This window comes from Melioribacteraceae bacterium (assembly GCA_035362835.1).
Lineage (GTDB): Bacteria > Bacteroidota > Ignavibacteria > Ignavibacteriales > Melioribacteraceae > DSXH01.
Genome location: DAOSDY010000001.1, coordinates 59273 through 82833 on the forward strand (window position 1 = coordinate 59273; position 23561 = coordinate 82833).

The window sequence follows — 23561 nt, forward strand, 5'->3', positions numbered from 1 at the left end:
GATAGGCAGATTAAATAAAACAAAAAAGCCCCGATTTCAACGGGGCCTTAAATAACATCATTTTTTAGAAGGGGTTTATCAGACTTCCAAAATTTCCTTCTCTTTATGTTTGATCATATCATCAATTTTTGTGATGTGTTCATCAGTAAGTTTCTGAGTTTCTTTTTCGGCTTCTTTCAATTCATCTTCAGTAAGTTTCTTTTCTTTTTCCAATTTTTTCAGATGATCGTTAGCGTCGCGCCGGACGTTGCGAAGGGCAATCTTAGATTCCTCACCGAATTTTTTAACCACCTTAACAAGTTCTTTACGGCGTTCTTCAGTCAATGCCGGAATCGGAATTTTAAGATTCGTTCCGTCACTTATCGGGTTAAGTCCGAGATCCGACGAAAGTATTGCCTTTTCAATCAACGGGACCATACTTTTATCCCATGGAGTAACTGAAATTGTATGAACATCAAGGACAGAAACGCTTCCGACCTGGTTCAGCGGACTCATAGTTCCATAGTAATCAACTTTAACACCGTCGAGCAGCGCAGTGGTCGCTTTACCGGTCCGGATTTTTGATATCTCCATTCTGAATGCTTCGATGGTTTTATCCATTCTCTGTCTGGCATCTTTAATAATTTGATTGTTAATCATAACCGCCTCAAAATTTTGTTACTATTAACTTCCTATTTGTGAGCAAAGTTTCCGACAGCAGTTCCGATACTCTCGCCGGTTACAAGTTTAAGAAGATTATCCGGCTGATCCATGTTAAAAACTATTATCGGCAAATTATTCTCCTGGCAAAGACTAATGGCAGTAAGGTCCATTACGCGGAGGTTTTTCTTCAACACATCCATATAATTAATCTCATCGTAACGGCTAGCATTCGGATTTTTTTCAGGATCGGAATCGAAAATTCCGTCGACTCGCGTGCCTTTAAATATAGCATCGGCTTCAATTTCAACAGCTCTTAAGGATGCAGCAGTATCTGTGCTGAAATAGGGGTGCCCGGTTCCAGCTCCGAGGATTACAACTCTTTTCTTTTCGAGGTGCCGAATAGCACGCCGCCTTATATAAGGTTCGGCTATTTCCTCCATTTTGATAGCGGACATAAGCCGGGTAAAGACGCCGTGATTCTCGAGTGTATTCTGAAGCGCAAGTGAATTGATAATTGTAGCGAGCATTCCCATCTGATCGCCCGTAACTCTATCGATTCCCTGTGCCTGCGCATTCAATCCGCGGTAGATGTTTCCTCCGCCAATAACAATTCCGGTCTGAACACCAAGCTCGTGTACTTTCTTTATTTCCTTTGCAAAGTATTCTAGGATATCCGGATCGATACCGAAGGATTGTTTTCCCATAAGGGATTCGCCGCTCAGTTTCAGCAGGATTCTTTTGTATTTAAGGTTCTTTGCCATAATTGGTTTCCAATATAAAAAAAAAGGCCTTATTGCGAAATAAGACCTTTACGGTAATCATTTATTTTCATCACTGATGTGAAATCTTCGGAACAGAACCAGCTTCGATTCCGCCGAATTCTTTTTATTGAATTCAGCGATAAGATCACCAACCTTCTTTGTATTATCTTTAATAAAAGCCTGTTCGAAAAGGCAGTTTTCCTCGAAGAATTTATTCAGTTTACCCGTAGCAATTTTTTCGAGGACAGGTTCCGGTTTTCCCTCTTTGCGTGCAAGTTCCTTATAGATTTCAACTTCCTTTTCAACAACGGTTTTGTCCACTTCATCGCGGTAAATCGTCAATGGCCTCATAGCAGCGATTTGCATGGCTATGTCTTTAATAACCGGATGCAATTCAGCTGATTTATCAGCCGGGATACTATCGACTTTAACAATAACGCCGAGTTTGGAACCGTGATGAACGTAATCGACAATCTCACCGCTCTGGGTATTCTCGATTGCAAATCGGGATACTTCAATCTTCTCGCCGATTTTTCCGATAATCGCGTTGAGTTCTTCAGAAACTTTTTTACCATCCGCCGATAATTCCATCAACGAGGCAACGTCGGCCGGTTTCTGTGAAACGAGAATCTCAAGGACGAAATTAGCAAAGCTGATAAAGTCTTCGCTTCTTGCAACGAAATCAGTTTCGCAATTAACTTCCAGAATCGCGCCGCTTTTACCGTTATCGAATAATTTTGTAAGCACGACACCTTCATTGGCACTTCTTTCTGCTCTTTTAGCAGCTACAGCCGCGCCTTTTTTGCGGAGGATATCGATAGCTTTATCAAAGTCCCCGCCCGATTCCTCAAGGGCCTTTTTACAATCCATCATTCCGGCGCCGGTTTTTTCTCTTAAGTCTTTAACTTGATTAGCACTTACTGACATAATTTATTCTTCCTATTTTTCAAAAATCTTATTTGTTTTCCTGAGCAGCTTCAGGTTTGGATTCAGTTTTTTCAGGGGCACCCGCTTCAGGTTTAGCTTCAGAATGTTTTTCCTGTCTTGGTTCGTTTCTCTCTCTTCTATCCTGACGGGGTCTTGCTTTTCTATCGTCCCTATTCTCCAGGCGGACTCTTCTAATCTTTCCTTTAGAATCCTTTTTATCGTGATCAGGAGTTTCTTCTTCGGCGGTTTTCTTTTCTCTCTCTTTATCAGCAGCTTCCTGAGCTCTCAATTCTTTTGATTTAGCATTTCCTTCAATAACTGCGTCGGCAATTATTTTTGTAATAACTTCAACAGCTCTTGAAGCGTCATCGTTAGCCGGAATAAGGAAATCGATCGGATCAGGATCGCAGTTGGTGTCAACGATGGCAAATATCGGGATATTCAAGCGCAATGCTTCTTTGATAGAGATCGATTCTTTTTTAATATCTACAACAAAGAGAGCGCCTGGCAATTTATTCATTGTTTCAACGCCGTCGAGAACTTTTCTGAGTTTATCCTTTTCGCGTGTTAAGAAGAGACGTTCTTTCTTTGTTATTTTTTCGAATGTTCCGTCGCTTTCCATCTTTTCGATATTCTGAAGTCTCTTAATACTCTTACGGATAGTTGAAAAGTTTGTAAGCATTCCGCCGAGCCAACGTTCGCTAACCCAGTTGCTGTCGGACCTTCTTGCTTCGTTTGCAATTGTTCCTTTTGCCTGTTTTTTAGTTCCAACAAAGAGGACGCGCTTTCCGGTCGATACAATTTCTGTCATCGCCTGGGCGGCAGCGTCGATTGACTGCTGGGTTTTCTTAAGATCAATTATATGGATCCCGTTCTTCTCCATGAAGATGTAAGGTTTCATTTTCGGGTTCCATCTGCGGGTCAGGTGTCCGAAGTGTGCACCTGATTCAATGAGTTCTGTGAGTTCTACTCTAGACATGTTTTCTCCGTTTGTCTTCTACCCTCATCAACTTTGTCTTTCACCCCTTTTCAATGCGGGGCACGGTGACAAATCCGAGAGTATGGTTAATAAATATACTATTGTAAAATTATCTCTTAGAGAACTGGAATCTCTTTCTAGCTTTCTTCTGGCCGTATTTCTTTCTTTCAACCATTCTTGGATCTCTTTTCAGAAGTCCTTCCGATTTCAGTGAAGAACGGAATTCGGGATTGATCTCTTCAAGGGCTCTCGAGATACCAAGACGGACGGCATCGGACTGGCCTGAAATACCGCCTCCGTTAGTATTTGCATAAACATCGTATTTGCCGAGTGTTTCTGTTGCAATGAACGGAAGCAGGAGATTATCTCTGTGCTCTTTCAAAGGGAAATATTTTTCAACTTCTTTATCGTTAACAGAAATTTTTCCAGAACCGTTTCTTAAATAGACTCTGGCAACTGCATTTTTTCTTCTACCGACAAAAATTTTATCTGCCATTAAATCACTCCGTTATAAACTTAATACTTCAGGTTTCTGAGCAGTATGAGGATGGGATTCGCCTGAATATACTTTTAATTTCTTGATTAATTTTTTACCGAGACGGGTTTTGGGAAGCATACCTTTTACAGCATTTTCAACAACAAACTCCGGCTTCTTTGCCATAACTTCCGCAAAACTCTTTACCTTAAGACCGCCTGGATACATTGAGTGTGAAATATAATTTTTCAATGTTTCTCTTTTTCCGGTCATGCGGATTTTTTCAGCATTAATAATAACAACAAAGTCGCCCGTATCTGTATGAGGTGTAAAAATTGCTTTGTCTTTTCCCCTGATGATTCTTGCTACTTTAGTAGCCAATCTTCCTAAAACCTGATCTTTTGCATCAACAAGATACCATTTATGATTAGCATCTTCGGTTTTAATTGATTTAGTAATTCTTTCTTGCTTCAAAACATCCTCCAAATGCGAAATTCTATTTTTCAAAGGTTTCAAATATATTTTTATACGGCAAGAATGTCAAGAAAGTGTTGATTTTTTAATAACTTACGGAAGATTTTTTTTAAGGCTCCGTAAATATACCGTATAAAAACCTAAAAAAGCGATAAAAATGAAGATTTTAGTTACAGGGGGGGCAGGATTTTTAGGAATTAACCTGATACGGCACCTGCTGAAGAAAGGTTACGAACTCATTTCACTGGATATTGCCAACTTTGATTATAAGGATGTTAAAGATAAAATCCGTGTTATCAAAGGGGACATAAGGAATTCGAGTCTGGTCGGACAGTTGATGAAGGGCGTTGATTACGTCATTCATACAGCGGCTGCTCTTCCGCTCTACCCCGCCGATCAGATCCGCTCAATCGACATTGAAGGAACGCGACTGCTTCTTCATCAAGCCTACGAAAACTCGATTAAAAGATTCATTCACATCTCTTCAACAGCTGTTTACGGAATACCAGACCATCACCCGATTTTTGAGACGGATAAACTAAAGGGAGTCGGCCCATACGGTGAAGCAAAAATTGAAGCAGAAAAGATCTGCCTGGAATTCAGGTCTAAAGGAATGTGTATTCCGATCTTACGACCGAAATCATTTATAGGTCCGGAACGGCTAGGCGTATTTGCGCTTTTGTATGACTGGGCACACGACGGGAAAAATTTCCCTATGATCGGAAACGGAAAAAACCATTATCAATTACTCGACGTGGAAGATCTCTGCGACGCGATTGAACAAACATTAATATTGCCGGAAAAAATTGTTAACAGTACTTTCAATATCGGCGCAAAGGAATTTACAACAATGAGGGAAGATTACCAGTCCGTGCTGGACTATGCCGGGCACGGTAAGAGAATAATCGGGCTTCCGGAAAAACCGGTTATACTTACTTTAAAGATTCTTGAGGCATTGAAATTATCACCACTCTATAAATGGGTCTATGAAACTGCATCTAAGGACTCATTCGTTTCAATAGAAAAAGCCGAGAAGGTATTAGGATTTTCTCCCAAGTACTCCAACAAAGATGCGTTGATAAGAAATTATAAGTGGTACCTCGAGAATATGGAATCGTTTAGAGATAAGTCGGGCATTAGCCACCGTGTTCCGTGGAGGCAGGGGATCTTAAAGATGGCAAAATGGTTTTTTTAGCGCACAATAAAAGTTAAAGGACAGATTCTATATTCTGCCCACTTTTTTATTTATATTTGCACCTGATTAATAAAAACAATAAAGGAATAAAGATGGCAACAAAAAAGGATTTCTTAAAAGAGATTATTCAACATATAGACATTAAGGAGCATAATGTAATTAAGCTTGTAGATTCCATGGAAAACATGGCGTTCACTGCGAGAGATTTAAACCGTGCGGCACGGATTTACGAGACGATGCTGAAGGACGATAATTGTTCGGTAATATTAACTCTCGCCGGGAGTTTATTCAGTGCCGGATTAAAGAGAGTAGTATTCGATCTTGTAAACAACAATATGGTTGACGCAATTGTCTCCACAGGCGCTATTATGGTTGATCAGGATTTCTTTGAGGCACTCGGTTTTAAACATTACATCGGCTCCCCATTCGTCGATGATAATCTGATGCGGGATCTTCACATAGACCGTATTTACGATACCTTTATTGATGAGGATGAATTAAGGATTTGCGACGATACAACAGCAAAGATATTCGATTCGCTTGAGCCCCGTCCTTATTCCTCCCGCGAACTCCTTTGGCATTTCGGTAAATACCTGGAAGATAACGGCGGACCGAAAGTGGAAGACTCAGTAATCTGGGCCGCATATAAGAACAATGTACCGATCTTTGTGCCGGCATTTTCGGACTGTTCCGCAGGATTCGGAATTGTAATGCATCAGCACAACAATCCAGATAAACACGTTTCGTTCGATTCAGGAAAAGATTTTTACGAACTGACACAGATAAAGCTGAAGACAAAAGAGACAGGTATCTTCATGATCGGCGGCGGAGTACCAAAGAACTTTACACAGGATATAGTAGTAGCCGCAGATATTCTGCAGGAAGAAGCACCGATGCACAAATATGCTATTCAGATTACTGTTGCAGACGTCCGGGACGGAGCCCTTTCAAGTTCAACATTGAAAGAAGCCAGTTCATGGGGTAAAGTTGAAACAACATTTGAGCAGATGGTCTATTCGGAAGCAACGCTTGCTATGCCTCTGATTGCAGGATATGCATATCATAAAGGTGTCTGGAAAAACAGAAAGAAGAGAGAATTTCAGAAATTATTTTCGAAGGAAAGTGTAGGAGTAAAGTAATCCGAATTATTATTAATTATGAATAGAATCCCCCTCCCTGAAAAGGAGGGGGATTTTTTTTACTTCATTAAAACCATTTTCTTTGTCTGGATAAAATCACCCGAAGAGATTGTATAGAAGTAGACACCGCTCGATACTCTTCTGCCGTGATCGTCAGTTGCATTCCAGTAGATTTTATGATTTCCTGCTGTACGATCCTCACTCATTAGAGTTTTGATCTCCTTACCGAGAACATCATAAACCTTAATCTGAACATTGCCAGACTTGGGCAGACTGAAACTGATTACTGTTTCAGGATTGAAAGGATTAGGATAGTTCTGCTCAAGAGAGTAAGCAACGGGCAAAAGTTCAACTTCTTCAGTACCAATTCCAGTTGGAATTTCGACTATTGCTCTAATTCTATTTAGCCATATATTGCCGGCACCATCAGTGAAATAAATCCATGTTCCTGTACTTGGTCTGTAGAAAATACTATTTCCGAACGTAGTACCAGGTTTTTTTGCAAGCAAAACCATAGTTCCACCATTTGAAGCATTTGCAGCAATCTGAAAAACAATTAAGAAACGATTAACAGTACTAATGTTCTGGTTCGCTACGTCAATTTCTATCCAACTGCCGGTAGTATTCGGATTGGTAGCAGTGATTGAAGTTGATAATTTGGAACCAAGTGGTGCGGCAGAACTTCCAGTATAACTCCAAACTTCTCCGGGTAACGAATTATTATTACTATTGAGATAAACTTTAATCTTATTTAATCTGCTACTACTTACTCCTTCAAAAACGACCCCTTGTTTAGAATTAGCTTCTATACCAATGGTATACGAATCATTATAAGGTGTATCATATGCTAATTCAGTCGTTGAGTTTGTAACCGTACCCGAAGATGTATAAGAAAAATTATGAGGTCCCTTATCGTTATCTAAAGCACCCAAGCTAACATTATTGTAATAAATTACAAATGTGACTTCATTGAAGGTTGTCCCGAAATCAGGGACTGAAAATGTGGTGTTTAGCGGAACGTTTACAACTTCAGTGGTTCCAGTACCGATTTTCATAGCTCTTACTTTAATACCACTATTTCCAAAGTTATTAAAGGTAATATTCAAATTTGACCCACCTTTATAAGTCAAATATCGTGCGCCATATTTATAGACATTATCTGTTGTAAGTGATACGTTGGGATTTACTATTAATAATGAAGATGATTTTTGTTGATTCGCAAGTGTATATCCGAACTTACTATTATAAGAAACATTGTGAAGATAATTTGCAACAAACCAATCTTCAATAATATCAGCAAATCTTCTTGAAGAACTTGGAGACATAGTCATTAGTGCTGTATTAATCCCGTTAATATCCGTAATCTTATTCTGATGATACTTTCTAAAAAATTCATCACCGAATTGTTCTTTTAGGTATAATGAAAACCGCGCAGCTCTAGAATAATCAATAAGTACATCGTTGCCATCTCTCCACTCAAATAGAAACTGATTTGGTTCAACTGCAAAACGGTCGGTAGATCTAAGTTGATAACCATTGATAAATGATGCTAGCTCCGACATAGACTCATTTATAAAAGTTTGAGAAGTAGTCCCAGTTCCCCGGAACGATTCCCAATGAATCATATGCTGAAATTCGTGGGCAGTTATTGACAACCCCGTTTCGAGGCTACTATTGCCAGTGGCTGTCTTGAGATTTAATGGGTTTGCATCGAGATAAAAAACTTCTGCTTTATTACTATTGGATGCATTACCCTGATTATAGCTGTAAAAATATCCTGCTGTATAAGCTCCTCCTTCAGTATAACCATCAATAACATCCAGTATCAGAATTATTATTCGCTGATCGAGGTCTACGTTGGGTGGATTACCAAAAAATTCAACATTCGTGTCATAAATCCCCTTAGTCGAATTAGGAAGAGCATTTTTTGAATCAAAAGCTTCTAATATTTTATTGACTGCAGCCTGATCGACTCTTCCGTTATTCCACTGTGCGTCTTCAACAAAAATGTAGCAATTATCACCAACAGCACGACATGTAGCCGGAGTTTGATAAAAACTTATTATTGTTCCTGATAAATCATGAGCCCACCAGCCATCGGAATAAGGTCCTTTTGAACCTACATTAAAATTCCATGCCACTTTCCCCAGCCGCGGAGGAACCGGTTCTATATTATTTAAGTCAATTCCAGCAGCTTTACTAAGCTTTTCGAGCAGCGGGCGGGGGTCAACCGGATAACCTTCCTGTGAATTAATTGTCTCCTGAGTAATTACTGCTGCAGAAGACTGAGCAAACGAGGTAGTATAAAAAAACGACACAACAAGAAGAAACAGGATTTTATATTTCAGCTTCATATTATACTCTTTAATATTTTAATTATTTGTTAATTGGGAGTGCAGATTCAACCATAAGAACGGGTATACCGAGCTGGTCTACTCTGCTTTCTGTAAACTCTATTGCATATCTGCTTCCCTGTTTATTCCACAGCTCCTTCCGGAGGATATCATCGCATTCGAGAAGATATATTTTGGAGTTGTCGAGCTTTAAAGCCAATTGTGTAAAAGGTTCATTCCCGACAATCACAATTTCCCCTTTCAAAGTAATCTTATCATTCTCACCGCAGTTGCAGCATGCAGAAAGACCGATAGAAAATAAAGTGAGTGTAATTAAAGAGAGAAGAATTTTCTTTTTCATTTCATTTCCTTTTAGTCCGGTTTCAAAATAATAATTTCCGTTTCTAAAAAAAAGAGAACTTAAATGGTCAAATCAAATATGTGACACGGATTAAAAAGAACTGTCTTATTGTTTCCGTGATGTTCAAACAAAAAGAATTAACAGAACGTTAATTGTGTTTTACAGAGTCGCCGGATACCAGTTCAAAGAGCTCACTTTCGGAGCCGAGAAGATCTTTTAGAGTAAGGTCTTTAACTACAGAATTAACGGAGTCCTGGATTATTTTCCAGAGCGACCGTACGGAACAATCGATAGAATTGGTACAAAGATCTCCGGCACCCGAATGATTCCGGCAGAATGAATCGTCGTATAGTTTACCGCCAAGGACATAGAGGACCTGATCGACTTTAATTTCCTCCGGAGCTTTCGATAAAGTGTATCCGCCGAACTGTCCGCGACCGGCGGTTAAGAATCCTCCGAGGCGCAATACCCGGAGGATCTTACCCGTATTATGTTCGGAAATACCTTCACTCCGACTTATCTCGGGAATGGTTAAGGACTTACCTACATGATAGAATTTAGCAATTCTTAGAAGGCACCTTAAACCGTATTCTTCCTGTGCACTGAATTTCATATTATCATTTAATTTCTGTTTACCTGTTTGGTTAAGAGCAAGAGCAGGATCATAAACAGGATCATGATCATGAGCAAGATCAGGATCAAGAAATTTAAAAAAGACTATTCCTTATTACTTAATTAATTTTTATTCATCGGTATTTTAGAGCCGCACATTTTTGCATGGATTAATTCATCGTATTTTTCTTTAGGAATTGACGGGCCCTCCTTAGAGCAATACTTCTCGAAAACCATTTTAAGGTCATCGGCAATTTCCTCCGGTCCCCTTCCTTCAATATGATGACGGGGCATCATAAAAAGGACTTCGCCGTTTTTCAATAAGGCTATTGAAGGTGAAGAAGGCGGAAAGTTTGGAAGAAATTTTCCTCTAAAGTGATCTACTGCATCCCTATCCTGTCCGGCGAAGACCGTTACAAATTTATCCGGGATTATATTATTCTGAAGCGCGAGAGTAACGCCGGGACGAGCACTGCCCGCGGCGCAGCCGCATACAGAATTGATCATAACAAGAACTGTCTGATCATTTTTCTGGGACAGGGTTTCCTCAACAGTTTGAGGTGTCAGCATCTCTTCGAACCCGACATAGACTAATTCATCCCTCATCGGTTGAACAGCTTCCGGGTCGTATATTGGAGGTTTTTGATTTATTGTGAACATTATTAGATCCTTTCTTAATACATTTTAGATAATGCCGCATTTATCCGGCACAATTAAATATTTCAATTTAGAAATCAGAGGAATCCAAGTTCAAGCTTTGCTTCTTCGCTCATATTATCCATACTCCATGCAGGTTCCCATACAAGGTCGACATAAACGTCATGAACACCTTTAACTTTTTTGACCTTCTCTTTTACCTCTGGAGGCAGAGTACCGGCAACAGGGCAAGCAGGAGAAGTTAAAGTCATCTTAACGTAAATATTTGCCTCATCATCAATTCTTATTTCATAGATAAGACCCAGTTCCCAGATATCCACTGGGATCTCTGGATCAAAACAGGTCTTAAGCTGAGCGATTATATCCTGTTCTAATTTCCCTTTGTCAATCATCATAGTTCCTTTTAATCAATTTTAATATTTGTCAATTCATTACTCTTTAATTCAGTAATGAGGCCAATTAAAAATATTTTAAGAAAACATTTTTTTTACTTTCAGCAATCCCTTAACAAGCTTATCAACTTCCTCATCCGTATTATAGAAACTGAAAGAAGCCCTTGAAGTTGCCGGCAGATTGTAACGGTCCATTATCGGCTGAGTGCAGTGATGACCGGTCCTGATCGCAATTCCATCAGTATCGATAATAGTTCCTATATCGTAGGGATGAATTCCTTCAATCACAAAAGAAATCACCGAGGCTTTTTCTTTTGCGTTACCGATAATCCTGAGCCCTTCAATTTTATTCAACTCCTCCGTTGCATATTTAAGCAGGGAATCCTCGTGAAGAGTAAGTTCATTCCTGTCGAACCGGTTCATATAATCGATCGCAGCGCCGAGTCCGATAGCGCCGGCGATATTCGGTGTACCCGCTTCGAATTTGCCGGGGAGATCATCGTAGGTGGTCTTTTCAAATGTAACGGTACGAATCATACTTCCGCCTCCCTGGTAGGGCGGCATCATTTCCAGGTATTCAGTTTTACCGTACAACACACCAATACCAGTAGGCGCAAAAACCTTGTGGCCGGAGAAGACAAAGAAATCGGCATCGAGTTCCTGAAGGTCGACTTTAACATGAGGAACCGATTGCGCGCCATCAATTAGAACGGGTATACCTTTCGAATGGGCAATTTCAATTATTTTTTTTACAGGATTTATAGTACCGAGCGTATTAGAGATTTGCACAACAGATACAAGTTTTGTTTTACCGGTGATCAAGGTCTGGAACGCATCCAGGTCCAGTTCACCATTGTCATTTATCGGAATCACTTTCAGTTTAATATCTTTTCTATCGCACAACAACTGCCAGGGAACAATATTGGCATGGTGTTCCATATGAGAGATAATGATTTCATCACCATTCTTAAATATACCTGCTCTGCAAAGTGAAGAGGCAACCAGGTTTATAGCTTCGGTAGCACCTCTTACAAAAATAATTTCGGAGGCACTAAGTGCATTAATAAACTCTTTTACTTTAAGCCGGGCTGTTTCATACTGATCGGTTGCAAGCTCACTTAAAAAATAAAGTCCGCGATGAATATTCGCATTATCGAATGTGTAATACCTGTTAAGAGCTTCTATTACCTGCCGGGGTTTCTGGGAAGTGGCCGCATTATCAAGGTAGACAAGAGGTTTATCGTTTACAAGCCGGCTTAAAATCGGGAAGTCCTGCCTTACTTCATTAACATCAAATTTTCTTTTTACGTCCGGAACCGTATTAATCACATTAACCCCCTATTAAGGGAAACTGAAAATTGAACCGGCAGAATTACCACCGGTTCTGTTTTAATTATTTTCGATTTCAACTCTATTAAGATGTTCGAATATCATATGGTTCAGCTGCTCGCGCAGAGATTCAATTTTAACAGATTCCACCACATCATTGGCAAAAGCCCTGATGAGAATCGACTTGGCGAGTTCGGACGGGATACCGCGCGTACGGATGTAATAATACGCCGTGTCGTCGAGATGCCCTACAGTCGCTCCGTGAGTACATTTTACATCGTCGGCAAAAATTTCGAGCTGCGGTTTTGTATTTACTCTGGCTTTCTTGGATAAAAGCACAGACTTATTCTGCTGGTACGCATTCGTTTTCTGAGCATCTTTACGAACGATTATCTTTCCGTTGAAAACACCCCTCGCTTCATCATCAAGAATTCCCTTGTAAAGCTCATTGCTCATACAATTCGGCTTGGCATGGTCTACGAATGTATGATTATCCACAAGCCGCTTACCGTTTGCGAGGTAGAGTCCGTAGTAATGAGTTTCAATATTTTCGTCGTCGAGTACCGAGTTGATGTCGTTGCGAACAATCTCGCCACCGAACGTAAAATTATAATGATTGAAAACGCTCCGCTTCAGCTGATAAGCTTCCACCTTCTCGTAATGGTATGAGTTATCATTTTCATTCTGGATTTTATAGAGATCGACAATCGAAGATTCATCCGCAAAGACTTCGGTTATTGCATTTGTAAAGTAAATTGAATTATTGATGGCAGCATAAGTATTGATAACCGTAACCTGTGAATTTTTTCCTGCAATAATAATATTATGAGGAACTGAGAGGACAGAATTACCGGGATCGCCGTTTAGGAAAAGTACCTGAACCGGTTTCTCTATTACAATATTATCCGGAACGATTACAACTGCTCCGTCCGTTGAATAAGTTTTATTGAGCAGATTAAAGGCATTATCGGATTTAACATATTTTGAGATTCTGCCTTTTATAATTTCGGGATCTTTTTTAAGAAGAACGCTTAGACTGTTTACAGTTACTTTACCGGGCAGGTTTTTAAGGTCGCTCAATTCTTCAGAGTAGATACCGTTAATAAAAGTCATTAGATAAAAATCGAATCCGCTGAAGAGAAATTTTTTTATTTCATTAACCGAGATTTTCTGACGATCGAGCGTGAAAGCCGGAATAAAATTCTGTTTTAGAATCGGCGATATGTTTGTGTATTTCCATTCTTCATCCCTGGTTGTAGGGAAATCGGACGCGGCCAGTTTATCTAGCGCATCTTTCCTTAAATCGTGCAGGAAAGTTTTAGATTCGCCGTTAAGTTTCTCTTCAAACTTTTTGAAGCCGGAAAGGTACCACTCTTTTGTATTCTGAAATTCTGACTTATTATTCATTAAAAATCTCCTTTACACACTAACGGTTTCTTTTAATTCCGGTTTGATCCAGTCGTATCCTTTATCTTCAAGCTCAAGAGCGAGTTCTTTACCGCCGGATTTAATAATTTTTCCGTTATAGAGAACATGTACAAAATCGGGCTGGATATAATTGAGCAGTCTTTGATAGTGAGTCACCACCAGTACAGCTTTATCTTTAGACTTGAATAGGTTAACGCCATTTGAAACAATTTTGAGCGCATCGATATCGAGTCCGGAATCCGTTTCATCAAGAAGTGCGAGTTTCGGATTAAGCATAAGCATCTGCATGATTTCATTTCTTTTCTTTTCCCCGCCTGAGAACCCAACGTTAACAGAACGGTTGATAAGAGCATCTTCCATTCCTAGAATTCTGGATTTTTCTTTCATCAGTTCGAGAAACTCTTTTGGAGTTAACTCTGGTTGATTATGATATTTTCTGATCTCATTAATAGCTGTTTTTAAAAATGTTGCGTTGCTGACACCGGGGATTTCAACCGGGTACTGGAAGGCAAGAAAGACGCCTTCGCGCGCCCTGTCTTCAGGGTCCAATTCAAGAAGTTGTTTCCCTTCAAATACAATTTCGCCTCCGGTTACTTCATAACCTTCATTCCCGGCAAGGACATTAGCGAGAGTGCTTTTACCGGAACCGTTGGGACCCATAATTGCATGAACCTCACCAGCTTTGATCTCAAGGTTAATTCCTTTTAGAATTTCTTTTCCTTCAACGCTGGCATGTAGATTTTTTATAGATAACATTTTTTCTCCTCAATCTTAATCGGCTTACGCCATTATTTATTCAAAATTTATTATCCTACACTACCTTCAAGAGAGATAGCAAGAAGTTTTTGAGCTTCAACAGCAAATTCCATAGGTAATTCATTAAAGACTTCTTTACAGAATCCGTTTACAATCATATTGACGGCATCCTCAGTAGCAATTCCGCGCTGATTCAAATAGAATATCTGATCGGCGCCTACCTTGGAAGTTGTAGCTTCGTGTTCAACCTTAGCGGATTCGTTTTCAACTTCGATGTAAGGGAATGTATGCGCACCGCATTTGTCACTCATAAGCATCGAATCGCACTGTGTGAAGTTGCGGGCACCTTCGGCATTCTTTCCGATCTTAACAAGTCCTCTGTAGGAATTATTGCTTCTTCCGGCGGAAATTCCTTTGGAGATAATTGTACTGCGTGTATTCCTTCCGAGGTGGATCATTTTCGTTCCGGTATCGGCCTGCTGCATATTATTTGTAACTGCGACAGAATAGAACTCGCCGACTGAATTATCACCCTGTAAAATACAGCTCGGATATTTCCATGTAATAGAAGAACCGGTTTCAACCTGAGTCCAGGAGATTTTTGAATTTATACCTCTGCACGCGCCCCGTTTGGTAACAAAGTTATAAATACCTCCCTTGCCATCTTTATCGCCGGGGTACCAGTTCTGAACCGTTGAATATTTAATTTCCGCATTATCGAGCGCAACGAGTTCAACAACTGCAGCGTGGAGCTGATTCTTATCGCGGATTGGAGCAGTACAACCTTCCAGATAGCTTACATAAGTACTTTCTTCTGCAACAATCAAAGTACGCTCGAACTGTCCGGTCTCCTGCGCGTTAATTCTGAAATAGGTTGAAAGTTCCATCGGGCAGCGGACTCCCTTAGGAATAAATACGAAAGATCCGTCGCTGAAAACGGCAGAGTTTAATGCAGCGAAATAATTATCTGTGTAAGGTACAACAGAACCGAGATATTTTTTAACCAGATCGGGATGTTCCTGAATGGCTTCGGAGATTGAACAGAAAATTATTCCCTTTTCTTTCAGTGTTTCCTTAAATGTAGTTGTAACCGATACAGAATCGAACACGGCATCGACGGCAACACCTGTAAGAAGTTTCTGTTCATTCAACGGAATGCCAAGCTTTTCAAATGTTTTTAACAATTCAGGATCAACTTCATCTAGACTATTGAGCTGAGGTTTCTTTTTCGGAGCTGAATAATAACTGACATCCTGATAGTCGATTGGTGGATAATTAACATTAGGCCAATGAGGCTCTTCCATTTTCTGCCAGTAGCGGAATGCTTTCAAACGCCACTCCGTCATCCATTCGGGTTCATTTTTTTTATGAGAGATTAAACGGACTACATCCTCGTTCAATCCTTTCGGAGCAGTTTCTGTTTCAATATCGGTGACAAACCCCCATTTATATTCCGAGCTGGTAAGCTCGTCCAGAACTTTCATATCCTCGGAAAGTTCTTCCGGTTTATCCAGATTTTCTTTGATTTCGTTCATTTTCGCCTTTATTCTAGAATTTTGGATTAAAACGTAGTCAATCTTGAAAAAAATATCAAGATTAATATTAGAAACCGAATTCAGTTGGAAATCGTTCCAAATTTTCAGGAGTTCTGCTGACGGATAATTTCGAAAAGGAGTATACCGGTTGCAACCGATACATTCAGGGAATCAATACGTCCTTTCATCGGAATCTGAACGAGGAAATCGCAATTTTCGGCAACAAGTTTTCTAATCCCCTTTTCCTCGTTTCCGGCTACAAGTGCAACCGGCATTTTATAATCTACCGAAGTATACTCTCTGGAATTATTAAGTGAAGTCCCAACAATCCAGAAATTCTCTTTCTTCAGTTGTTCAATTGTCCTTACAAGATTGTTAGCCCTGCAGATTTTCAGATGCGATACAGCACCGGCAGAAATTTTTTCTACAGTTTCAGTTACCGGCGCACTCTGATTTGTTGTAAGTATTACGCCATCTACCCCAGCGCATTCCGCCGTTCTTAAAATCGCTCCGAGGTTGTGCGGGTCCTGAATTGAATCTAGGAGAAGCAGTAAAGGATATTTTTTTGAATTTTTTGAAAATTGGATTAATTCTGCCAGATCAAAAAACTTTATACCGGATTTAAGAGCTATTACACCCTGAGCATTTAAATTACCGGCCAGGTCGTTAAATTTTTGTATTGAAAGCTGAGTGACCTTGATACTGTTTTTTTTAGCCGAGGCAAAAATCTTGTTGATCGCATCACCGTGCTGACCGAATGAGATGTATATAACCTCCAGTTCAACTCCTGCGTTAATCGCTTCGAGGACCGGTTTCCGGCCGTAAATTTTTTCCATAAATCGAATTTATTTTAAGGATAGATAAAAACTTTCAGAGAATACAGATCAATTCTATTCTGAAACAAAAGTGAATTCATCTTCGGCAACTTTGAATTTACAAAAGACACGATTGTTTTTCTTTTTCGGTTTGTATTCTTTTTCAAGTACAATTTCTTTTTTGTATAAATTGAAACGGAAGTCGGCAGAATTTATGGCGCCGTCCTGCTTCAGTACATTAACGATATAATCGCCGACAAGGTCTTCAAACAACAATTCCTTCTTTGCCGGTTGAATTCTGGGGACCGCATCCATTTTTGCTTTAAGGCCCATTACAATAAAATAAAAAATATTTTTTTCACGTATGACTTCGACAGAGATTTCGTAGGCAAAGCTCGTAAATTCCACCATTGTTTCGATAGCGAAAACACAATACTGTTTTTTTATTTTTTCGTCGTAGCTGTAATATGCCTTGCAAAGATATTCGAGTTTGTCAGGTTTTTTAGACGGGATTGCCGAAAGAGCGGTATGAGCTTTTTTCTTCCGGGTTTTAGGAATTTTGGGAATGTTTTTCGGTTTACGGAGCGGCAATCAGGACACCTTTATTTTAGATAATATTTGACCCAGGTCATTTAATGAGAGGGTTATCTGTTCTCCATTCGACATATTTTTAAGAACATACTCCCCTTTTTGGAACTCATCTCCGCCGATCATCAAAACGAAACGGGCATTAAATTTATTAGCCTCACGCATCTGGGCTTTAACGCTTCTGCTCAAATAATCACATTCAACAATCAGTCCTTCTCTTCTGAGATTAACTGATAAAGAAAACGCATTCGAACCAAGATTTTTTTCAATCGCAACAATATAAAGATCGATCTTATCATCAGGAATGTTCAGTGAATTTTCATTTTCGCAGGCAAGCAGAATTCTTTCCATACCGGCAGCGAATCCGACACCGGGCACATCGCCGCCGCCAAGTTCTTTAACAAGCATATTGTACCGTCCGCCGCCGCAGAGCGAACTCTGCGCTCCGACACTTCCGCTTACTACTTCAAATGTAGTGTGTGAGTAATAGTCGAGTCCTCTTACAAGTTTAGGATCAACTTCGAAAGGAATTTGAGCGTCAAGGAGCGACTGTTTTACCTTTTCGAAATGCTCAAGGCTTTCGCTGTCAAGATGCTCAATTAGGAGAGGAGCATTTTCCATAATTTTCTGATCGGCCTCTTCCTTGCTGTCGAAAATTCTCAGAATATTCGTATCAAATCTTTTTTTGCTTTCAGGAGTCAGTTTATCAAAATATTTTTCGAGATAGTTCCTCAATATCAATTTATATTTTTCACGGGACTCCGGAATACCGAGAGAATTGATTTTAACAATCAGGTTTTTGAGTTCCAGTTTCTTAAAAATATCGTAAGCCATTATAATCATTTCGGCATCGAGCATCGGGTCATTACTTCCGAGAGCTTCGGCACCGAACTGGTGAAACTGGCGGAACCTACCGGCTTGCGGCCGCTCCTGTCTGAACATCGGTGAGATATAGTAGAGTTTATTTACGCTCTGCTTTTTATCGAGTGAGTGTTCAATAAAAGCTCTGACAACACCGGCAGTCATTTCCGGTTTTAGAGTAACACTCGTACCGCTCCGGTCGAGGAATGTATACATCTCTTTACTAACAATATCGGTAGCTTCGCCGATTCCCCTTGCAAAGAGAGAAGTCTCTTCAAAAACCGGAGTACGGATTTCCTTATAATTGAAGTGAGAAAAAACGCCGGAGACAATTTTTTCGAGGTAATGCCATTTAGAAATATCGGCTGGTAAAATATCCTTTGTACCGGTAATTGCTTTAATCATCGGGTTAATTCCGTTTCCTAGGAGATTTCGAAATATTGTTTCTCCTCATTTTCGAAGAGATCAAAAATTTCGTCTGAAGTTTTGGCTTTGGAAAGACTCTCTCTGAATTCTTCTTTATTCATCATTCTTGAGATACGGCTGAGGAGTTTTATATGAGGGCCGACAAGATTCTCTTTTCCGACGAGCAGAAAAATAAGGTTAACCGGTTGTCCGTCGAGCGCCTGAAAATCGATTGGTTCATCAGACTTTCCGAAAGCTGCAATTATATCAGTAACGCTATTTGATTTTGCATGAGGAATTGCGAATCCTTTACCGACACCGGTAGACATAATTTTTTCCCGGTCATGGACCGAATCTCGCATCGATTCAACATCTTTAACACGATCATCCTCTTTAAACAGATTTATCAGTTCGTTAATAGCATCATTCTTAAATTTTGAATTCATTGAAGGAATGATTTTGTCTTTTCGAAGTATATCGCAAATTCTCATTTCAATAGGCCGGAAAATGTTTTATAATATTGTGGTCCAAATTTAAGAAAGGCGCACCCCTTTATCAATTAACAGGAGGATAAATTGTGAGTATTATCCTTTCCTCCTTGCAGTGGTTAAATGCATAACGTAATTTGCACAGAGAAAAAATCAAATTAAACACAGAGAATCAGTTTCGATGAAAAAATTACTTTTATTAGGTGCGGAAGCAATTGCACAAGGCGCAATCGACGGCGGGATGTCCGGCATTTACGCATACCCCGGGACACCGTCAACGGAAATAACCGAATACGTTCAGAGATCGAGGGTGGCTGCTGAAAGAAATATTCACAGCAAATGGTCTGCTAATGAGAAGACTGCAATGGAAGCAGCTCTCGGGATGTCCTATGCCGGCAAAAGAGCAATGGTCTGCATGAAACATGTCGGTCTCAATGTAGCAGCAGATCCATTTATCAATTCTGCTATAACGGGAGTGAACGGCGGACTTATAATAACGGTAGCGGATGATCCATCGATGCATTCATCCCAGAACGAGCAGGATTCCCGTTATCTGGGAAAATTTGCACTAATACCGGTACTTGAACCTTCAAACCAGCAGGAAGCATATGATATGGCCCGGCAGGGATTCGAACTTTCGGAGAAATATAAGACACCGGTTATGATCAGGATTACAACAAGACTATCACATTCCAGATACGGTGTTGAAGTAAGTGAGATGGTTCAGCAAAATAGCGGATCGCTTCCGAATGATTCCAGGCAATTTGTACTGCTTCCCGCAATTGCAAGGAACCGTTATAAGATACTGCTGGAGAATCAGAAAAATTTTGAAATTGAATCCGAGAATTCCAGATTCAATAAGTATATTGATGCTGATGACAAATCGATGGGAATAGTTGCCTGCGGAATCGCATTTAATTACCTTGTCGAAAATTATCCGGGTAGGAAATCCCCGCACCCGGTTGTAAAGATCGGGCAGTACCCTCTACCCAAAAAACTTTTGAAGAAACTTACTGACGAATGCGAGACAATACTTGTCCTTGAAGACGGATATCCTTTTGTTGAAGAGACGTTAAAAGGATTTTTCGAAACAGAAAAAATTTTTAAGGGAAGGCTTGACGGGACATTGCCAAGGGACGGCGAACTAAATCCAACGCTTGTTGCCACGGCGCTTAAATTACAAACCAGAGAGGGCCTGCCTGTGCCGGAGATTGTAGCCAACAGACCACCTGAACTTTGCAACGGCTGCAGTCACAGAGATGTTTATGAAGCACTTAATGAAGCGATGAAAGTCTTCGGCGAAAAAAGAGTTTTCTCCGATATCGGTTGCTACACACTTGGTGCACTCCCGCCATATAACTCGATAAACTCCTGCGTTGATATGGGCGCATCGATTACAATGGCAAAGGGAGCCGCAGATGCAGGACTAATTCCATCGGTTGCAATGATAGGCGATTCAACTTTCACACATTCGGGAATTACCGGACTACTCGACGCGGTCAATGCAAATTCTCCGATAACAATTATCATCTCCGATAACAGCGCTGTAGCTATGACCGGAGGCCAGGAATCATCGGCAACCGGTAGATTGAAGGAAATATGTCTGGGAGTAGGAGTTGAACCGGAGCATGTAAGAATTCTAACTCCATTACCAAAATACCATAACGAAATGGTAGACATTCTGAAAGAGGAATTAGCTTACAACGGAGTATCGGTTATTATTGCCGAAAGGGAATGCATACAGACAGTGACAAAAAAGAAGAAAGCAAAAAAATAATCGTTTACAAATAGAAAAGAGAGATGAAAAAAGATATTATATTATCCGGAGTAGGCGGACAGGGTATTTTATCGATAGCAGCGATTATCGGATTTGCCGCGCTCGAAAGGATTTTATTCATAAAGCAATCCGAGGTCCACGGGATGAGTCAGAGGGGCGGAGCTGTTCAATCCCACCTCAGAATTTCAGACAGTGAAATTGCATCCGATCTAATTCCTTATGGCGAGGCGGATCTTATTATTTCAGTAGAGCCGATGGAATCGATGCGGTATCTCCCCTTCCTATCCAAAGAAGGTTGGATAATCACCAACACAACACCATTTGTAAACATTCCGAATTATCCCGACTTGAATCAGCTTCTTGAACAGTTGAATTCTTACGGAAATGTAATCGCATTTAATGCAGATGAGGTGGCTCGTAAAATTAAAGCTCCGAAAGCTTCAAATGTTGTAACGCTCGGAGCAGCTTCCCCGTTTTTGGAAATACCGATAGAAAATTTGAAAGGGGGAATAAAAACACTCTTCGGCCGGAAAGGCGATGAAATTATCAATATGAACATCAATGCTCTATTAGCAGGAGTTGAAGAATCGAAAAGATTTACGGGAAAGACGGAAGTTTAAAAAGTGCGTTACAAAAAATTTTGCAACGCACCACAATTAAATATCTACTTAAGTTTATGTTTGACCGCTTCAGCAACAATTTTAACACCCTTTTCAATGAGATCTTCCGGAGTATGCGAGAATGCCAGCCTAAAGCAATTATTCTTAACGCCGTGGGGATCGAACGTTTTGCCAATCACAAATATTGCGCCCCTTGAAGCCGACTCGCGCATAATATCGAGAGAATCAACTCCATCCGGTAATTGAACCCAGATATAGAAACCGCCTAATGGTTCAACCCATTTAACTTCAGGCGGCATATTAGATTTTAGGGCATCGTTCATAATATTCATCCGGCGTTTATAGATCACTCGCAAATTCTCAACATAAGTTTTCAGTTTACCCTGCCTCAGGAACTGATCGGCAAGCACCTGAGTAAACGTTGAAGAGCAGGCATCGATCGATTGTTTAGCCAACTGAGCTTTGCTGATTATTTCGGGAGAAGCAAGCAGCCAGCCAAGTCGCATACCGGGCCCAAGAATCTTTGAGAACGATCCGATATAGCAGTTTGGAACCGGTTCCGGCTGAATAGTTTTCATTGGAATAGTTAACGATTTACTCTTTTCATCGAAATAGAGTTCATTATAAGGATCGTCCTCAATCAGAACAGTTTCTTTCCCGCTCAGGAATTCCAGCAATTCCACTTTCCTCTTTTCGCTATAGACTATTCCTGCCGGATTATGGAAATAAGGAGAAAGATAGACTAATCTTGGATTTTTTCCGCTTGAAAATTTTTCTTTTAACTGGTCTATCAATAATCCGTCCGCGTCAAGATCTACACTCTCGATATTTGCCTGATAAGATTTGAATGCTGAAGTACCTCCGATAAAGCAAGGATTTTCAGTAACAACGGATTCACCCGGATCGATAAACAACTTAGCTACAATATTAATTGCCTGGAGCGAACCGGAAGTGATCATCAATTCATTGGTATCGACGGGAAGATTTTTAGAACGGAGATATTCTTTAACCGATTCGATAAGCGGAGGATAACCGGGTGTAGGTCCGTACTGGAAACCGGTTTTCTTATCGCGATCGCTGAGTGTGTTGTAGATTTCATCAATCTCTTTAACCGGGAAGAGATCATTGTTCGGCATACCGCCGGCAAAAGAAATAATATCGGGTCTTGTAGCAACGCTCATTAAATCACGAATCTCCGAAGTACGCATCTCCTGTACACATTTGGAAAATGAAATCATTATTAACTCCTTGATTTTTGGGGGGATAATGAGAAAGTAAGTCTATATAAAATTGTTAAAGAGTGGATATAGTTCTTGGAAATAGCATTTGCAGTAATTTCTTTCGGTCTATTCTTTAGAAAGTTGAAGTCTGAATCTCCGGTCAATTAACTGGACTTATCAATCATTTTTTCAATTGAAATAATAATAAAAAACGGGGTCAAAAAAAATCCAGATAAATCAGGATTGAGTAAAATCAATTAAAGGATGAGAACTACTGATTCAATAAAAAAATTAAAGATGAAGAGATATGAGAAAAGAAATGAATCCGTTAAAGAAATTTACTGCCATCCGTTTTTTATCTTTATTCATTTCTTCATTCACTATTGTATAGCGTGAATCTGTTGATCTCCCGGTACCGGAACCGGTTTTTTTACTCCGCTGAACATTTTGCTGGTCATCGCGGTCCGATAACGAATATTTTCGTACTATCTTCAATTCTCTGCTTTTATTATGATCGACTTCAATAATAACCGGCCGATTACCTCTAGGATTAAAACGATTGACTGACTGCTCTTTACGGGCAGCAGGATTTTTAATAATTGAAGGGGGTTTAACAGCGGATTCCGGTCCGATTTCCCTTTGTTTATGATTGGATCTGGATATTAAATAGGAGACAAGAATCACAATAAGTAGTAAAGCTCCGCCGAAAACTAATATGTCAAAAATAATTTCGATTAATTCCATGAAGCCGGAGATAGTTTAATTAATTAATTAGTCTCAAGCGAAATGCCA

25 protein-coding genes are annotated in these 23561 nt (G+C 40.0%); 4 read left to right on the plus strand and 21 right to left on the minus strand.

Annotated features, from left to right (window positions below; translation table 11 throughout):
* Positions 1 to 78 precede the first annotated feature (78 nt).
* The 6 genes from frr to rplM all read right to left on the minus strand — a co-directional run bounded on the left by frr (position 79) and on the right by rplM (position 4243).
* Entirely contained in the window at positions 79 to 639 is a 561-nt protein-coding gene (gene frr, locus PLZ15_00305; GenBank protein ID HOI28168.1) for a ribosome recycling factor, read from the minus strand.
* Positions 640 to 671: 32 nt separating this feature from the next.
* Positions 672 to 1403, minus strand: coding sequence for a UMP kinase (gene pyrH, locus PLZ15_00310; GenBank protein ID HOI28169.1), 732 nt, complete (start codon positions 1401 to 1403; stop codon positions 672 to 674).
* Between the two features lie 57 nt (positions 1404 to 1460).
* Positions 1461 to 2330, minus strand: a complete 870-nt coding sequence (tsf, locus tag PLZ15_00315) for a translation elongation factor Ts (protein ID HOI28170.1) — start codon at positions 2328 to 2330, stop codon at positions 1461 to 1463.
* Positions 2331 to 2358: 28 nt separating this feature from the next.
* A complete protein-coding gene (gene rpsB / locus PLZ15_00320) occupies positions 2359 to 3309 on the minus strand; it encodes a 30S ribosomal protein S2 (GenBank protein ID HOI28171.1) in 951 nt (316 codons plus the stop codon).
* Positions 3310 to 3418: 109 nt separating this feature from the next.
* A complete protein-coding gene (rpsI, locus tag PLZ15_00325) occupies positions 3419 to 3805 on the minus strand; it encodes a 30S ribosomal protein S9 (protein ID HOI28172.1) in 387 nt (128 codons plus the stop codon).
* Positions 3806 to 3817: 12 nt separating this feature from the next.
* On the minus strand, positions 3818 to 4243 hold the full coding sequence (gene rplM, locus PLZ15_00330; protein ID HOI28173.1) for a 50S ribosomal protein L13: 426 nt from the start codon (positions 4241 to 4243) through the stop codon (positions 3818 to 3820).
* A gap of 172 nt (positions 4244 to 4415) precedes the next feature.
* Between rplM and PLZ15_00335 the strand changes: the two genes are divergently transcribed.
* Both PLZ15_00335 and PLZ15_00340 read left to right on the plus strand, forming a co-directional pair.
* Positions 4416 to 5453, plus strand: a complete 1038-nt coding sequence (locus tag PLZ15_00335) for an NAD-dependent epimerase/dehydratase family protein (GenBank protein ID HOI28174.1) — start codon at positions 4416 to 4418, stop codon at positions 5451 to 5453.
* 92 nt (positions 5454 to 5545) lie between these two features.
* Positions 5546 to 6592, plus strand: a complete 1047-nt coding sequence (locus tag PLZ15_00340; GenBank protein ID HOI28175.1) for a deoxyhypusine synthase — start codon at positions 5546 to 5548, stop codon at positions 6590 to 6592.
* A 59-nt stretch (positions 6593 to 6651) separates the two neighbouring features.
* Here PLZ15_00340 and PLZ15_00345 read toward each other — a convergent pair whose 3' ends face one another.
* The 13 genes from PLZ15_00345 to PLZ15_00405 all read right to left on the minus strand — a co-directional run bounded on the left by PLZ15_00345 (position 6652) and on the right by PLZ15_00405 (position 19155).
* Positions 6652 to 8946, minus strand: coding sequence for a T9SS type A sorting domain-containing protein (locus PLZ15_00345; GenBank protein HOI28176.1), 2295 nt, complete (start codon positions 8944 to 8946; stop codon positions 6652 to 6654).
* A 22-nt stretch (positions 8947 to 8968) separates the two neighbouring features.
* Positions 8969 to 9286 (minus strand): hypothetical protein, encoded by a 318-nt coding sequence (locus PLZ15_00350; protein HOI28177.1) that lies wholly within the window; start codon positions 9284 to 9286, stop codon positions 8969 to 8971.
* Between the two features lie 148 nt (positions 9287 to 9434).
* The gene (locus tag PLZ15_00355; protein HOI28178.1) at positions 9435 to 9899 is read right to left on the minus strand and encodes an Rrf2 family transcriptional regulator; all 465 of its coding nucleotides are present in this window, start codon (positions 9897 to 9899) and stop codon (positions 9435 to 9437) included.
* Between the two features lie 122 nt (positions 9900 to 10021).
* Entirely contained in the window at positions 10022 to 10558 is a 537-nt protein-coding gene (locus tag PLZ15_00360) for a BrxA/BrxB family bacilliredoxin (protein HOI28179.1), read from the minus strand.
* Positions 10559 to 10632: 74 nt separating this feature from the next.
* A complete protein-coding gene (locus tag PLZ15_00365; protein HOI28180.1) occupies positions 10633 to 10950 on the minus strand; it encodes an SUF system Fe-S cluster assembly protein in 318 nt (105 codons plus the stop codon).
* 75 nt (positions 10951 to 11025) lie between these two features.
* On the minus strand, positions 11026 to 12273 hold the full coding sequence (locus tag PLZ15_00370; GenBank protein HOI28181.1) for a cysteine desulfurase: 1248 nt from the start codon (positions 12271 to 12273) through the stop codon (positions 11026 to 11028).
* 63 nt (positions 12274 to 12336) lie between these two features.
* Positions 12337 to 13683: a Fe-S cluster assembly protein SufD gene (sufD, locus tag PLZ15_00375; protein HOI28182.1), complete on the minus strand. Its 1347-nt coding sequence runs from the start codon at positions 13681 to 13683 to the stop codon at positions 12337 to 12339.
* Positions 13684 to 13695: 12 nt separating this feature from the next.
* Positions 13696 to 14460 carry a Fe-S cluster assembly ATPase SufC gene (gene sufC, locus PLZ15_00380; GenBank protein ID HOI28183.1) on the minus strand — a complete coding sequence of 255 codons (765 nt, stop codon included), beginning with the start codon at positions 14458 to 14460 and terminating at the stop codon, positions 13696 to 13698.
* Positions 14461 to 14510: 50 nt separating this feature from the next.
* Complete coding sequence (sufB, locus tag PLZ15_00385) at positions 14511 to 15995, minus strand: Fe-S cluster assembly protein SufB (protein ID HOI28184.1); 1485 nt, start codon at positions 15993 to 15995, stop codon at positions 14511 to 14513.
* Positions 15996 to 16099: 104 nt separating this feature from the next.
* Positions 16100 to 16831: a 23S rRNA (guanosine(2251)-2'-O)-methyltransferase RlmB gene (rlmB, locus tag PLZ15_00390; protein HOI28185.1), complete on the minus strand. Its 732-nt coding sequence runs from the start codon at positions 16829 to 16831 to the stop codon at positions 16100 to 16102.
* A gap of 54 nt (positions 16832 to 16885) precedes the next feature.
* Positions 16886 to 17401 carry a hypothetical protein gene (locus PLZ15_00395; GenBank protein ID HOI28186.1) on the minus strand — a complete coding sequence of 172 codons (516 nt, stop codon included), beginning with the start codon at positions 17399 to 17401 and terminating at the stop codon, positions 16886 to 16888.
* Positions 17402 to 18664, minus strand: coding sequence for a histidine--tRNA ligase (gene hisS / locus PLZ15_00400; protein HOI28187.1), 1263 nt, complete (start codon positions 18662 to 18664; stop codon positions 17402 to 17404).
* A gap of 17 nt (positions 18665 to 18681) precedes the next feature.
* A complete protein-coding gene (locus tag PLZ15_00405) occupies positions 18682 to 19155 on the minus strand; it encodes a PTS sugar transporter subunit IIA (protein ID HOI28188.1) in 474 nt (157 codons plus the stop codon).
* A 178-nt stretch (positions 19156 to 19333) separates the two neighbouring features.
* Between PLZ15_00405 and PLZ15_00410 the strand changes: the two genes are divergently transcribed.
* Both PLZ15_00410 and PLZ15_00415 read left to right on the plus strand, forming a co-directional pair.
* Entirely contained in the window at positions 19334 to 20929 is a 1596-nt protein-coding gene (locus PLZ15_00410) for a thiamine pyrophosphate-dependent enzyme (GenBank protein ID HOI28189.1), read from the plus strand.
* A 23-nt stretch (positions 20930 to 20952) separates the two neighbouring features.
* Entirely contained in the window at positions 20953 to 21549 is a 597-nt protein-coding gene (locus tag PLZ15_00415; protein ID HOI28190.1) for an indolepyruvate oxidoreductase subunit beta, read from the plus strand.
* Between the two features lie 44 nt (positions 21550 to 21593).
* On the opposite strand, the gene PLZ15_00420 is transcribed toward PLZ15_00415, so the two are convergent.
* Both PLZ15_00420 and PLZ15_00425 read right to left on the minus strand, forming a co-directional pair.
* Entirely contained in the window at positions 21594 to 22787 is a 1194-nt protein-coding gene (locus PLZ15_00420) for a PLP-dependent aminotransferase family protein (GenBank protein HOI28191.1), read from the minus strand.
* A gap of 273 nt (positions 22788 to 23060) precedes the next feature.
* A complete protein-coding gene (locus tag PLZ15_00425) occupies positions 23061 to 23513 on the minus strand; it encodes a hypothetical protein (protein ID HOI28192.1) in 453 nt (150 codons plus the stop codon).
* Between the last annotated feature and the right edge of the window lie 48 nt (positions 23514 to 23561).